This is a genomic window from Methylocystis sp. sgz306128, assembly GCF_056032725.1.
The window spans coordinates 677,066-689,625 of record NZ_JBVYWO010000001.1 but is presented as its reverse complement, the minus strand read 5'-3'; the positions used below and the strand labels follow the sequence as shown (position 1 = coordinate 689,625).

The 12,560-nt window shown below is 58.8% G+C and carries 12 protein-coding genes and 1 tRNA gene; 6 read left to right on the top strand and 7 right to left on the bottom strand.

All coding sequences use genetic code 11. The features are described from left to right. Nucleotides 1-27: 27 nt before the first annotated feature. Nucleotides 28-1,800, bottom strand: a complete 1,773-nt coding sequence (argS, locus tag AC0N03_RS03305; protein ID WP_474287037.1) for an arginine--tRNA ligase — start codon at nucleotides 1,798-1,800, stop codon at nucleotides 28-30. Between the two features lie 126 nt (nucleotides 1,801-1,926). After that, complete coding sequence (locus AC0N03_RS03300; protein ID WP_474287036.1) at nucleotides 1,927-3,117, bottom strand: deoxyguanosinetriphosphate triphosphohydrolase; 1,191 nt, start codon at nucleotides 3,115-3,117, stop codon at nucleotides 1,927-1,929. A 103-nt stretch (nucleotides 3,118-3,220) separates the two neighbouring features. Here AC0N03_RS03300 and erpA point away from each other — a divergent pair, with 103 nt between their 5' ends. The 3 genes from erpA to AC0N03_RS03285 are packed head-to-tail and all read left to right on the top strand — an operon-like array spanning nucleotide 3,221 to nucleotide 6,473. Continuing rightward, nucleotides 3,221-3,589, top strand: a complete 369-nt coding sequence (gene erpA, locus AC0N03_RS03295) for an iron-sulfur cluster insertion protein ErpA (protein ID WP_474287035.1) — start codon at nucleotides 3,221-3,223, stop codon at nucleotides 3,587-3,589. Between the two features lie 15 nt (nucleotides 3,590-3,604). After that, entirely contained in the window at nucleotides 3,605-4,501 is an 897-nt protein-coding gene (locus tag AC0N03_RS03290; RefSeq protein ID WP_474287034.1) for a sugar kinase, read from the top strand. Between the two features lie 4 nt (nucleotides 4,502-4,505). Next, on the top strand, nucleotides 4,506-6,473 hold the full coding sequence (locus AC0N03_RS03285; RefSeq protein WP_474287033.1) for a hypothetical protein: 1,968 nt from the start codon (nucleotides 4,506-4,508) through the stop codon (nucleotides 6,471-6,473). 5 nt (nucleotides 6,474-6,478) lie between these two features. Here the strand turns inward: AC0N03_RS03285 and AC0N03_RS03280 are convergent, their stop codons facing one another. Then, nucleotides 6,479-7,888: a protein adenylyltransferase SelO gene (locus AC0N03_RS03280; protein ID WP_474287032.1), complete on the bottom strand. Its 1,410-nt coding sequence runs from the start codon at nucleotides 7,886-7,888 to the stop codon at nucleotides 6,479-6,481. Nucleotides 7,889-8,003: 115 nt separating this feature from the next. On the opposite strand from AC0N03_RS03280, the gene pdxA reads away from it, so the two are divergent. After that, on the top strand, nucleotides 8,004-8,999 hold the full coding sequence (pdxA, locus tag AC0N03_RS03275) for a 4-hydroxythreonine-4-phosphate dehydrogenase PdxA (RefSeq protein WP_474287031.1): 996 nt from the start codon (nucleotides 8,004-8,006) through the stop codon (nucleotides 8,997-8,999). Nucleotides 9,000-9,008: 9 nt separating this feature from the next. Here pdxA and AC0N03_RS03270 read toward each other — a convergent pair whose 3' ends face one another. Together AC0N03_RS03270 and AC0N03_RS03265 are read right to left on the bottom strand one after the other, a co-directional pair. Beyond that, the gene (locus AC0N03_RS03270) at nucleotides 9,009-9,239 is read right to left on the bottom strand and encodes a hypothetical protein (RefSeq protein WP_474287030.1); all 231 of its coding nucleotides are present in this window, start codon (nucleotides 9,237-9,239) and stop codon (nucleotides 9,009-9,011) included. A gap of 139 nt (nucleotides 9,240-9,378) precedes the next feature. Beyond that, on the bottom strand, nucleotides 9,379-10,161 hold the full coding sequence (locus AC0N03_RS03265; RefSeq protein ID WP_474287029.1) for a glycoside hydrolase family 25 protein: 783 nt from the start codon (nucleotides 10,159-10,161) through the stop codon (nucleotides 9,379-9,381). A gap of 114 nt (nucleotides 10,162-10,275) precedes the next feature. Here AC0N03_RS03265 and AC0N03_RS03260 point away from each other — a divergent pair, with 114 nt between their 5' ends. Beyond that, entirely contained in the window at nucleotides 10,276-11,118 is an 843-nt protein-coding gene (locus AC0N03_RS03260; RefSeq protein WP_474287028.1) for a polysaccharide deacetylase family protein, read from the top strand. A gap of 30 nt (nucleotides 11,119-11,148) precedes the next feature. Here the strand turns inward: AC0N03_RS03260 and AC0N03_RS03255 are convergent. Further along, nucleotides 11,149-11,235: transfer RNA gene (locus AC0N03_RS03255), tRNA-Leu, on the bottom strand. Between the two features lie 114 nt (nucleotides 11,236-11,349). Here AC0N03_RS03255 and lipB point away from each other — a divergent pair. Further along, nucleotides 11,350-12,102: a lipoyl(octanoyl) transferase LipB gene (lipB, locus tag AC0N03_RS03250; protein WP_474287027.1), complete on the top strand. Its 753-nt coding sequence runs from the start codon at nucleotides 11,350-11,352 to the stop codon at nucleotides 12,100-12,102. On the opposite strand, the gene AC0N03_RS03245 is transcribed toward lipB, so the two are convergent. Beyond that, nucleotides 12,068-12,391, bottom strand: coding sequence for a hypothetical protein (locus tag AC0N03_RS03245; RefSeq protein WP_474287026.1), 324 nt, complete (start codon nucleotides 12,389-12,391; stop codon nucleotides 12,068-12,070). The genes lipB and AC0N03_RS03245 overlap by 35 nt on opposite strands. Nucleotides 12,392-12,560 lie beyond the last annotated feature (169 nt).

The window sequence follows — 12,560 nt, the reverse complement described above, 5'->3', positions numbered from 1 at the left end:
TCCATCATCTCCGCGCAAGCGCGGATCTCAGCGCATCTCCTCCGGCGCATGAACACCGAGAACACCAAGACCCGACCGAAGCACCTGGGTAAAAAATTTCACCAATGCCAGCCTGCTTATAGTTAATTCTCTTCTATCTTGATTAATAAAGCGTAATTCCGGAAGGGAATCGCCCCTGTTCCAATGTCCATGAAAGGCCGAAGCCAGATCATGCAGATAAAAGGCGATCCGGTGCGGCTCATGCGCGCTGGCGGCCGCCTGAACCTGTCGCGGATATTGCGCAAGCAGCCGGACAAGCGCCGCCTCGCCCTCATCCGTCAGAAGGGAAAGATCGGCTTTCGCCAGCGCCTCGGCCGAGCAATCCATATCTGGAAAGGCGGCCAATGCCTTGCGCAGCACAGATTGTGCCCGCGCATGGGCGTACTGCACATAAAATACAGGATTTTCCTTCGATTGATCAATAACTTTCGCAAGATCAAAATCCAGAGGCGCGTCATTCTTGCGGAACAGCATCATGAAACGCACCGCATCGACACCGACTTCGTCTACAACATCGCGCAGCGTGATGAAGTCCCCCGCGCGCTTCGACATTTTCACCGGCTCGCCGTTCCGCATCAGACGGACAAGCTGGCATAGCTTGACGTCAAGTTCGGCCTTGCCATCGGAAATGGCGGTGACAGCAGCGGCCATCCGCTTGACATAGCCGCCATGATCGGCGCCCCAGACATCGATCAGCTTCGTGTAGCCGCGATGGAACTTGGCGCGGTGATAGGCGATATCGGAGGCAAAATACGTATAGCCGCCGTCGGATTTGAGCAGCGGGCGGTCGATATCATCGCCAAAGGTGGTGGAGCGGAACAATGTTTGCTCGCGATCTTCCCAATCATCCGGCAACTGGCCTTTCGGCGGCGGCAGGCGGCCCTGATAGACAAGCCCCTTGGCTGCAAGTTCGGCGATGGCGGCCTGCACTGCATCGTGATCGCCATGCCGGACAGTGAGCGAGCGTTCAGAATAAAACACTTCATGGCGGATATTGAGCACGGCCAGATCCTCGCGGATCAGATCCATCATGGCGGCTATCGCGCGCTCACGCACCAGCGGCAGCCACTCGGCCTGATCCTTGTAGAGCAGATCCTCGCCAAATTCGTCGGCCAGAGCCTGACCGAGCGGCTTGAGATAGTCGCCGGGGTACAGGCCCTCGGGAATATCCACCGGTTTGCTGGTCGCAGCCTCGGTGTAGCGCAGATAGACCGAACGGGCGAGAACATCGACCTGCGCACCAGCATCGTTGATGTAATATTCGCGCGTGACATCGTATCCCGCAAAGATCAGCAGGCTGGCCAGCGCATCGCCGAAAACAGCGCCGCGGCCGTGCCCCACATGCATCGGCCCTGTCGGATTGGCTGAAACATATTCGACATTCACCTTGCCGGGCTTATGCGCGCCGCGGCCAAACTGGTGACCATCGCGCAAGGCCGCACGCATGACATCGGCGAACAGGTCAGGCTGCAGGCGGATATTGATGAAGCCCGGCCCGGCGATCTCCACTTTGTCGACGCCCGGAACGGCCTGAAGATTGGCAGCTATGGCTTCGGCGAACAGCCGCGGGTTGGCAAAGCTCGCCTTGGCCTCTTTGGCATAGACCATTGCGGCATTGGTGGCGATATCGCCATGGGCGGGATCGCGCGGCGGCTCAACGGCAAAACGTGAAAGATCAAGATCACCCGGCAGGCGTCCATCAACGACGAAAGCCTGAAGAATATGAGAGAGATGATCCTGAAACTGAGCAAAAATATTCATCTTATCGTCCTGCTTTGGCGCCCGCCCCTTGCGCAAACTCACGCGCTCTGGCGGAAGCCATATCCATAACCAACTGTTTTTAAATAAAAAACAGCCTTAAACCCATCGATATCCGTGCGCCATGCTCTAACTCAATTCATAAGAAAGGTCAAAATGGCGCTGATATTCCTTTAACGCGAAGCGGTCCGTCATACCGGCGATGTAATCACCGATGGCGACTGCCCGCGCCGCCTCGCCGCATCCGGGTTGCAGCCAGCCTCCCGGCAGCAGGTGCGGCGCGTTCATATAAAGCTCGAACAATTTGCGCACCACGTGATCGGCGCGGGCCCGTACCTGCATCACGCGCTCATGGCGGTACATGCGCGGATAGAGAAAGCCCTTGATGTCCCTGTCCGCCTGAACGAAACCGGGCGAAAAGGCCACCAACGCATTGGGGGCAGCCCTCACCGCAGCAACATCGGCCGGCGCCAAGGCGGCGATGCGCCGTGCGCTTTCGCCCAATGCATCCTCGACAAAGCGGGTGATCAACCGCCGGCCCAATTCGTGGATGGTGCGCGCCGTGCCGAGGCTGGGGTGCAGACGGGCAATTTCGTCAAGCAGGCTGCTGACCAGCGGCAGCACGCGCAGATCGGCGAGCGTGAACAGCCCCGCGCGCAGCCCGTCGTCGATATCATGCGTATTGTAGGCGATATCATCGGCCAGCGCCGCGCATTGCGCCTCAAGACTGGCGTATGAGGCCAGATCGAGCGGGAATATCAGCTCGAAATCAAGAATTGGCTTCGGGATCGCCTTGTGCGGCGGTCGGGGTCTGCCCTCGCCATCAAGCAGGGGGCCATTATGTTTGACAAGGCCTTCCAGCGTTTCCCATGTCAGGTTGAGGCCATTAAAATCTGCATAGCGATGCTCAAGATCGGTGACGATGCGCAGCGCATGGGCATTGTGATCAAAGCCGCCATACTGACTGAGGCAGGCCGAAAGCGCGTCCTCGCCCGTATGGCCGAACGGCGTGTGGCCAAGATCATGCGCCAACGCCAGCGCCTCGGCGAGATCGTCGTCGAGCGCAAGGCCGCGTGCCAGCGCCCGCGCGATCTGCGAAACCTCGATGGAATGCGTCAGGCGCGTGCGATAGTGATCGCCCTCGTTCTGCACGAAGACCTGAGTCTTGTAGGCAAGGCGGCGAAAGGCCGTCGAGTGGATGATACGGTCGCAGTCGCGGCGAAAATCGCTGCGGGTCGGCGAGGCAGGTTCCGGCTTCAGGCGCCCTCTGCTGCCAGCCACATGACAGGCATAGGGCGCAAGCGGCGTGAACTGCGTCATGACCAATATCTCCCGGAAGAACTGAAAGGTCTATACTGGCTTTTGCTTACGTATTGAAGTGCCGCGAACGGACGCTTATGTTGAAACTGTAAGGAGTCTCATCATGTCACTGGCAGCCCACACCCCCGAAGCGCCCGCAGGCGGCCTGCTTCCGGTTTCTCTCAGCGCGCGCGCCGCCAAAAGGATCGGGGCGATTCTGGCGTCCGAGCCGCCGGGCTCCATGTTGCGCATTGCCGTCAACGGCGGCGGCTGCTCCGGTTTTCAATATGCGTTTGAGATCACGCAGGACAGGCAGGACGACGATCTGGTTATCGTGCGCGACGCCGCCACGGTTCTCATCGATACGGTTTCGCTGGAATATCTTAAAGGTTCGGAAGTCGATTTTGTCGATGATCTGATCGGGCAATCATTCAAGATAAATAATCCCAACGCCGTGGCATCCTGCGGCTGTGGAACAAGTTTTTCAATCTAGCGGGGGCAGGTCCACATGGAGGCGCTTTTCATCGGTCAGACCTATATCGACGTCACGCTGATCAGTGACACTATTCCAACTGGCGATGAAAAACTTGTGGCGAAGGACTATGCCGTCTCCTTCGGCGGAAATGCCGTCACCGCCGCCTTTGCCTGCGCCAAGCTGGGGCATGTGCCCGATCTCATCGCCTCTGTCGCCGATGACTGGCTCGGCCGCATGTTTCTCGATATGGCGGCGCGTTACGGCATCAGTGTGCATCCGCGCAAGGTCAGGCGCTCGTCGCTGTCGTTCATCATCCCGAAGGAAGGCCGCCGCGCGATCCTGCGCGCCCGCGACGACAATTACCTGCATCCGTTTCCGCTGCTGAACCTGGGCGAGTGCCGCGCCCTGCATCTGGACGGCCACCAGTCCGACGCGGCGCTGTTTTACGCGAAGACCTGCCGCGAAAAGAACATCCTGACCTCGCTGGACGGCGGCGGCCTGCGCTCGAACACGCATGAGTTGCTCGAATATATCGACATTGCCATAGTGGCGGAGCGCCTTTGCGAACAGATGGAACTCACTGAAGAGGCCATGCTCAATTATCTGAAAAGCCGCGGCTGCCGCATCGGCGGCATCACGCAAGGCGAGCGCGGCATGATCTGGTATGACGAATCGGGCAAAGTGCAGCATTTGCCGGCTCTGGCGGTGCCGCCGGCGCGTATCATCGATACGTCCGGCGCGGGGGATGTCTTCCACGGCGCCTATATTGCCTCTTATCTTGCCCATCCCGACGCACCCTGGGAAAAGCATTTCACCTATGCGCGCGCCGCTTCCAGCCACAAGATCCAGCATCTGGGCAACGAAGCGGGCCTGCCCTCGCCCGCGCAGATCGAAGCCGCGCTCCAAGAATTTTCTCCCACTGCAGGATAGATCCATGACCCGAACCCGCCTACTGACCTGTGCCGCCCTGCTCTGCGGGGTGGCGACAGGTGCACTGATATCGGCGCAGGCCTATGAAAACGGCAGGCTTTCGTCGGCGCTGCGCAAGTCCGGCGTCAGTTTCGCGCGGGTCTCTACCAATCTCCTGACCGGCAAAGTGGCCATCGAGGGGGCGCAGTTCAACGGTCCGGCGGGCGATCTTCACGTCGGCCGGATCGATATGCATCGCGCGCCGCTGGCGCTCATCGGCGAGGCTCAGGCCGGTGCGGGCGATGAGATCCGGTTCAAGGATATTTCCAGCCATTTCGGCCCCTATCAGATCGACGTGCCGCTGCTCGTCGTGACAGGCAGCAACCTTACTCAGGACAAGCTGGAAACTCTGCTCGATTCGAACGGCAGCGAAACACCGGCGCAACGCATTGCAAAATTCGACGCACAATCGATCAGCGCGGACGATATGAATGTGACTTCGGTCGTCAACGGCCATGCCACGGCGACAAGCTACACCAATGTGAAGGCCGGGCCGATCAGCGGCGGCAAGCTCGCCACTCTGACAATCGACAGTTCGGAAACATCGACGCATGGCGACAAAGCCCCGGACATATCAACGACAACAGGAACTATATCGGGCAGCAACATCAATCTGGGTAATATCGTCCGGCTGGTGACAGAGACCAGCACCGGCGACGAGCCGCTGGCGCCGCTGGCGGAATCCCTTTCCGCAAAATCCATAGAATTCAACTCGATCGACCAGAAAGGCGAAGGCTTCAGCGTCAAGATCAGCCAGGCCGGCTATACGGATCTCAAAGCCCGCCCGCTGAAAACGCCATGGTCGGATCTGTTCAAGGGATCAACAGACAGCAAGATCGCGCCCGACCTGCCCCGACCGCGGCAAGTATCGGCGAATCTGAAGGCGGCAGCAGATGTGTTCATGGCCATATCGGGCAAGCTCGAGGCGAAGGATACAGAATTCGCTTCGCAGAACGACAAGAATGACAAGAATGGTCCGCGCGGCAAGCTCGCATCACTCAATATTGAGTTCGGCAGGGGCGGAATTCCGGTGCTGGACATGCAGGGTCTTGCGGTGAATGCCAGCGACGGGCATTTTCTCATCGACCATATCGGCCTGCGGGATTTGATGATCAGCCCGTCTCTTGCGGCGATGGCAAGCCTTGCCGAGGCCGATGTCAAGGACTTCGATCCGCGCGCCAACCTACCGACCATCGGCCTGTTCGGCATCGATAAAGTGGATATCGACATTCCCGACCCGACCGATCCGCTGTCCACCCGCACCAAACTGCGGCTGGACAAATTCGAGACCCGCCTTGCCAATTACATCAACGCAATACCGGGCAGCATCGCCACAACCATTGATCATCTGGTCATGGATGTGCCGAAGAACAGCCCGGACCACAACCTGCAGCGCCTCAGCGAATTCGGCATCGAACAGCTTGACCTTTCGGCGCGGCTGGACGTCGCCTATTCAGAGCCGGAGCAGCAGATCAATCTGAAAACGCTGTCCGTGAGCGGCGCCAAGCTGGGGCAGATCACCGTCAGCGGCACGATCGGCAATGCCACGAAAGACCTGTTCAGCACCAATCGCAGCCTAGCCACGGCCGCAGGACTGGGTGTGGTGGTCAAATCCATGGATGTCAGGCTGGAAAATGCAGGGCTGCTGGACAAGATCATCGCCGTGGAGGCCAAGGCGCAGGAACAGAGCGTCGATGAGTTCAAGCAGGGCCTCATCGGCATGACTGCCATCGGCATACCCGCATTGCTTGGCGGCAATGGCGCAACCGGCAAAGCCATTGCCAATGCCGTAAGCAAATTCATCGCCGATCCGCGGAACCTTCACATCAGCGCGCAATCGCGGGACGGCATCGGCGCTGGCGACATGGGCCTGATCCACTCCCCTGCCGACCTGCTCAACAAAGTCGAGATCAAGGCCACCGCCAACGAATAAACCAGCTAGCGCGCGCCCGTTCCATAGGCATCGGACATCTGCGCAATGGCCTCCAGCTTGGCGTTAAACAGGCTCCAGTCGTCCTGCGCGGTGATCGGCGCCCATATGGCTTCGACCTCATCGATGAGCATGGTGCAGGGCAAAGCACCAGCGAAATAGGCATGGTCAAGCCGGGCGTCCGGCGCGGGCCTGTATTGCGCCAGCAATTCGCGCAGCGGCGCGAACAGCGGCCCAGAATAAAGTCCGGCAGACGGGCTACCGCGCCAATGCGCGGCGCGGGCAAGGCCGCCATAAAGATCGAAGAACGTTTGCTCGAACCCGGCATGGCTCTCCAGCAGAAAGGCAAAAAGCCGGCGCGCCAGTTCCTCATCGTGCGGCCCCGGCGCGAGACCCAGCCGGCGCAGGATGTTTCGCGCGAAGGAAGGCTGCAAAGCCTCTGTGTACGCATCCAACGCGCCCGTCAAAGCCTCGACTGAGGCAAAATCAACAAAACATTCGGCAAGGCGCGCCAGATTCCAGCCGACGGCGCTGGGCTGGCGCCCGAAAGCATACAGGCCGGAATGATCGAAATAGGCTGCGGTAAAGCCCGGCGCGTAAATCGGCACAAAGCGCCACGGTCCATAGTCAAAGCTCTCGCCGGTGATGTTGATGTTATCGCTGTTGAGCACGCCATGGACGAAACCCGCCGCCATCCATTGCGCAACCAGTTCTGCAAGGTTGCCGCCCACCTGCCGGATGAATGCCAGAATGCGCTTTTCGAGATCGTCCTGCGCCAGATGCGGCATGTAATGGGCGATGCAATGATCCAGCAGCCGGATTATGTCCTCTCCCTGCCGCAAGGCCGCGAGTCTCTGGAAAGTGCCGATGCGGATGTGAGAATGAGACAGGCGCACCAGCACGCTCGCACGCGTCGGAGAGGGTTCGTCGCCGCGCTGCAGCGCCTCGCCTGTCTCGATCAGGCTGAAGCTTTTCGACGTGTATACGCCAAGGGCCTCCAGCATGGCTGTGGCCAGCACTTCGCGCACTCCGCCCTTGAGGGTGAGGCGGCCATCGCCGCCCCGCGACCAGGGCGTGGTGCCGGAACCCTTGGTGCCCAGATCGAGCAGACGGCCATCTTTAAGATCCCGCAGCTGCGCATAGAGAAAGCCGCGTCCATCGCCGAGATCAGGGTTATATTGCTGGAACTGGTGCCCATGATAGCGCAGGGCCAGAGGTTGCTCAAAACTGCCGGGCAAGGGCTCAAACCGTCCGAAACGGGAGATCCACCCGGCCTCGCTCAGCCCGCCAAGGCCGACGCGCTCCGCCCATGCCTGATTGCGAAAGCGCAGGATCGTCTGCGGAAATTGCGCCGGCTGCACCGGACCAAAGAACTGACCGCCGAGGCTGGCATGTATCGTTTCCGGCTTATGGGTCAATGCGGTTTCTCCTGCGCCGTTCAAGGGTCCTGTTTTCAACAACTGGTTGCTTAACCCGGAAATTCAATTCATGTAATTCAATAAACCTGTCCGGTGCAAAGGTCTGGAACCGTCAATGAAAAATCTTGCCATCACCATGGGCGATCCGGCAGGGATCGGCCCGGAAATCGTCGCCAGATTCTTTGCCCTGCGCCCCGGCGCAAGGGCCATCGTCATTGGAGATGCTCCGCGCATGGAAAAGGCCATCGGCCTTCTCAACCTGAGCCTTGATGTGCGCCGCATCGAATCAGTTGCTCAGGCCCGCTGCCTTGCCGGCGCGATTGATGTGATGCAGACCGGCTCTATCCCCGCCGACCTGCCATTCGGACAAATTGACGCGAAGGCCGGCCGCGCCTCCTTTGATTATGTGATGCGCGCGATCGGTCTTGCCAAGGCCGGAGAGATATCGGGCATTGTCACCGCGCCCATCGCCAAGGAAGCTATGAAGGAAGCGGGTCTGCCCTATCCCGGCCATACCGAGATTCTCGCTGAACATTCCTGCACAAACGATTTCGCCATGATGCTGGCCAATGACGAATTGCGGGTCATACTTGTCACAATTCACGTATCGCTGCGGCGGGCCATCGACATGATAACCAGAGATCGCGTTCTGGCCACGATCCGCCTCGCCGCGCAGGCCTGCCGCGCCTATGGCATTGCCCGGCCCCGCATCGCTGTCGCGGGGCTGAACCCTCATGCCGGTGAAGGCGGCATGTTCGGCCGCGAGGATCTGGATGAAATTGCGCCTGCTGTGGCGGCTGCGCGCGGCGAAGGACTCGACGCCTCTGGCCCTTGGCCGGGCGATACGATCTTCATGCGGGCACGGCGGGGCGAGTTTGACATCGTCGTGGCGCAATACCACGATCAGGGCCTTATTCCGGTGAAATATCTGGGGATCGAGCAGGGCGTGAATGTCACGGTTGGCCTGCCCTTCGTGCGCACGTCCGTGGATCATGGCACGGCATTCGACATTGCCGGCACCGGCAAAGCCGACGCGCATTCCCTGATCTATGCGTTTGATCAGGCCATAAAGCTGGTCGCAGCGCGAGAGAACTCTACACTGCGACCGTAGCAATAATCGTCATGCTGCAGCTTCCCGCACCTTGGCGATGCGACGTGCATTTTTTGCGAGCAACCGGTCTTCGACAGCGCGCGCCGCATCGGCGGCAAGAGCCGGAATATCGGCAGTGCTCAGGTGCAGATCGAACAGATCACGCTCGGAATAGAGCGACAATTCGTCGATGATGCGGTTATATTCGGCCCGTGCGGCCAGCTTGCGTTCAATGTAGCTGTAAAGTGCGACAAAGATCATTTTCATCTCCGTAGTTGGTTCGATAGATCGAACTTCATTCCTTCGGAAACGTTTCCTCGTCCTATCCCTACAAACAAACTACACTATGCTGCAGTGCACAAAAGTGCTAATTGCACAATTGAGGCATGCAAATTTTGCATTACTCCGAGAACGACATCAGGCTGGCCTGCTCGTTTGTTGGCCGATTCTGCCCATAAGCAAAAGCCGCAAACTGCTTTTCGTTGCCAAAAAAGGCGTTTCTGTCAACCTTGCCATTTATTCCGGGAATATGAGCATCTGATTGGAACTGCCAGAACGCCCACTGACGGTCGCGGTATTTGACGGTAGGATAATATTTGGTGCTACGCACCCACATGGCGTAATTGGTGAAATACGGCCCGTCGAGAAGACCCTGATGGAAATCCACCGTCGAATAAATAATGGGCCGCTTGTGGTAATAGGCCTGCATCATGTCGAGCATTTCCTGCATCTCACGATGCACGGCCTGCTTGGTCAGAACGCGCGGGCAGGTTTTTGATCCGGGCGTGAGTTCGACATCCAGCACGGGCGGCAAGGCATCCTCCTCCACCGGAACATGCGCCTTGAACCAATCCATCTGTTCCTTCGGCGTACGACACCAATAGACAAAATGGTACGCGCCATGCGGAATGCCGGCGGCTTTCGCGCCAGCCCAGTTCTGTGCGAATTTCTCGTCGGCATTGTCGCCGCCTTCGGTCGCTCTGATCCAGACAAAGCGCACGCCGCTTGATTTCACCTTGTTCCAGTCAATATCACCCTGATATTTGGAGACATCGATACCATGGATCGGGAAATCCGTCGGAGACGGATAGGATTCCTCAGCCATCGTCGAACAGCCCGAAAGGCCGAGAGGCACGGCAACGCCAAAGCAGATTTTCAGAAGGGAGCGGATACGCGCGTACATGCAGACCAACACAGGTTCAGTTATTACCTTAAAATAAAAATAAGCTGGTAATAAACCGTTAATAACACAAGCCGCACTTGCCTTCCGGCCTGAAATTTTAAAAAGCCTTAACCGATGATCAAATCTCTCGCTGCGCTGATCGCTCTTTGCATGACGACCCCGGCCCTCGCCTGCAACGCAGGCGCACCGGCGCTCGGCACCGAGAGAACCCTTGCCGTCGGTGCGCCGGACGGGCTCAGCATCGGGCTGAAAACATACGCGCAAACCCTTGATCTTGCAAATAAAGAAGTTGTACTTACCTTCGATGACGGACCCTGGCCCGGCACGACCCCGGCCATCCTCGATGCGCTCAAGGCCGAATGCGTGCAGGCGACATTCTTCGTTATCGGGCGCAATGCTGCCGCCCATCCCGATCTTCTGCGCCGGGAAATAGCCGAAGGTCACTCGGTGGGGCACCATTCCATGACCCATCCCGGTGCGACATTGCGCCGCCTGCCGCCTGCGCGCGCCGAAGCGGAAATAGAACTGGGATTTGCCGCCGATGACCGCGCCGCCTATGGCAGCTACGACGGCGCGCCGAAAATACCTTTCTTCCGGTTTCCGGGATTTGCCGACACGCCGGAACTCAACCAATGGCTTGCATCCCGCCATATCGCCAATATTGCCGCCGATTTCTGGGCGTCGGACTGGGTAAAGCGCCCGCCGCGCGAACAGTTGGCGCTGATCCTGAGCCGTCTGGAGAGAGAAGGCCGGGGAATCATTCTGTTTCATGATACGCGGGCCCAGACGGCGGCGATGCTGCCGCAGTTTCTGCGCGCGCTCAAGGCTGGCGGATATCACATTGTGCATCTTGTGCCCGGAAGCCAGCCTCCGCCGCTGCGCAGCGCCCCGCCCGGCTGGCATTCGGAAACGGAACAAACGATCGACCGGCTTTTCGGGAAACAGAAGCCCGATTAACAAAAAAGCCCCCTTTCGGGAGCTTCTTTTTGGTGCGGCCGAGAGGACTCGAACCTCCACTCCGTTTCCAGAACTACCACCTCAAGGTAGCGCGTCTACCAGTTCCGCCACGGCCGCTAACGACGAACAATCAATTTGTCCGTTGCTGTGCGGCTCACTTAACAAATCGAATCCAACATGACAAGGGCAAGACGCGTGACAAACTGAAGAAAAAATGTTTTCCATCACAACATGCTGAGATCAGAGCTCGCCACCTCATTTTTGCCTGAAGCAGGATCGCCTCCGGTGCTCTGGCGCGTATCGCCGGGCTTGACGCCCTATCCCGAGGCGCTGGCCGAAATGGAGGCCCTGAGTTCGGCGATTGCCGCGGGCGACGCACCTGAAACCGTGTGGCTGGTGGAACATCCGCCGCTCTACACAGCCGGGACAAGCGCCAGACCTTCCGACCTGCGCAATCCGCATTTTCCGGTTTTCGATGCCGGCCGTGGCGGGCAATATACATATCACGGGCCCGGACAACGCGTCGCCTATGTCATGCTGGACCTCAACCGCCGCAGGCGCGATGTGCGCGCCTATGTCGCCGCGCTGGAAGCTTGGGTCATCGGGACATTAGCCCGCATGAATATCCGCGGTGAACGGCGCGAGGATCGTGTGGGCGTATGGGTGCAGCGACCGGACAAGCCACGGGCGCTCAACGGCGCGGCAGCAGAAGACAAGATCGCCGCCATCGGCATCAGACTGCGCCGCTGGGTGAGTTTCCACGGCATTTCACTGAATGTGGAACCCGATCTGAACCATTTTTCCGGCATAGTTCCCTGCGGTATCGCCGAGTCGCATCTGGGAGTCACCAGCCTCGTCGACCTCGGCCTGCCGGTAAGCATGTCGGATGTCGACGCGGAGCTCAGGGCTGCCTTCGAGGCTGTTTTCGGAGGCACAAGTGAAATCCCCGTCACGCCCTCTGGCGGGGACGCGACGCGGCCCTGAGGCGGGACGTCCTCGGGGCGCCATCCGCCGAAAGATGAAGCCGGGGACCGCGCGCCCGTGAACGCATCGCCATGTGAAGGCGCACGGCGGCTATCCAAAGGCGGTTGACAATTTCCAGCAGCAAAATGGCGGCAAAGGGCGGCACCACGATCAGCACGAGAATAATACTGATATCCTGCCATTGAAAACTGCCGTACCGCAAAACATAAAAATAGCAGGCCAGAATCATACTGGTCAGCGACGGCCAGATGTTGAGCAAGGCGGCAGAACCACTGCGCGCCCTGACCATATAAATGACGAAGCTGAAAATCGTTGCATAGATCAGAGCAAATAAAATAAAAAAAAGCCTATCGAAATTTGTGAATTCGAAAAATCCAAGATTTACAATGATCTGATAAGCAGAAGGCAGGCCATCAAAGCGCAAATAAGCTCCGATCACCATCCACATATTCACGATT

Excerpts from the sequence above, each read along its gene's own strand:
- argS (WP_474287037.1), bottom strand. The coding sequence starts at position 1,800 with ATGAATATTTTTGCTCAGTTTCAGGATCATCTCTCTCATATTCTTCAG.
- AC0N03_RS03300 (WP_474287036.1), bottom strand. The coding sequence starts at position 3,117 with ATGACGCAGTTCACGCCGCTTGCGCCCTATGCCTGTCATGTGGCTGGC.
- erpA (WP_474287035.1), top strand. The coding sequence starts at position 3,221 with ATGTCACTGGCAGCCCACACCCCCGAAGCGCCCGCAGGCGGCCTGCTT.
- AC0N03_RS03290 (WP_474287034.1), top strand. The coding sequence starts at position 3,605 with ATGGAGGCGCTTTTCATCGGTCAGACCTATATCGACGTCACGCTGATC.
- AC0N03_RS03285 (WP_474287033.1), top strand. The coding sequence starts at position 4,506 with ATGACCCGAACCCGCCTACTGACCTGTGCCGCCCTGCTCTGCGGGGTG.
- pdxA (WP_474287031.1), top strand. The coding sequence starts at position 8,004 with ATGAAAAATCTTGCCATCACCATGGGCGATCCGGCAGGGATCGGCCCG.
- AC0N03_RS03270 (WP_474287030.1), bottom strand. The coding sequence starts at position 9,239 with ATGATCTTTGTCGCACTTTACAGCTACATTGAACGCAAGCTGGCCGCA.
- AC0N03_RS03265 (WP_474287029.1), bottom strand. The coding sequence starts at position 10,161 with ATGTACGCGCGTATCCGCTCCCTTCTGAAAATCTGCTTTGGCGTTGCC.
- AC0N03_RS03260 (WP_474287028.1), top strand. The coding sequence starts at position 10,276 with ATGATCAAATCTCTCGCTGCGCTGATCGCTCTTTGCATGACGACCCCG.
- lipB (WP_474287027.1), top strand. The coding sequence starts at position 11,350 with ATGCTGAGATCAGAGCTCGCCACCTCATTTTTGCCTGAAGCAGGATCG.
- AC0N03_RS03245 (WP_474287026.1), bottom strand. The coding sequence starts at position 12,391 with ATGGTCAGGGCGCGCAGTGGTTCTGCCGCCTTGCTCAACATCTGGCCG.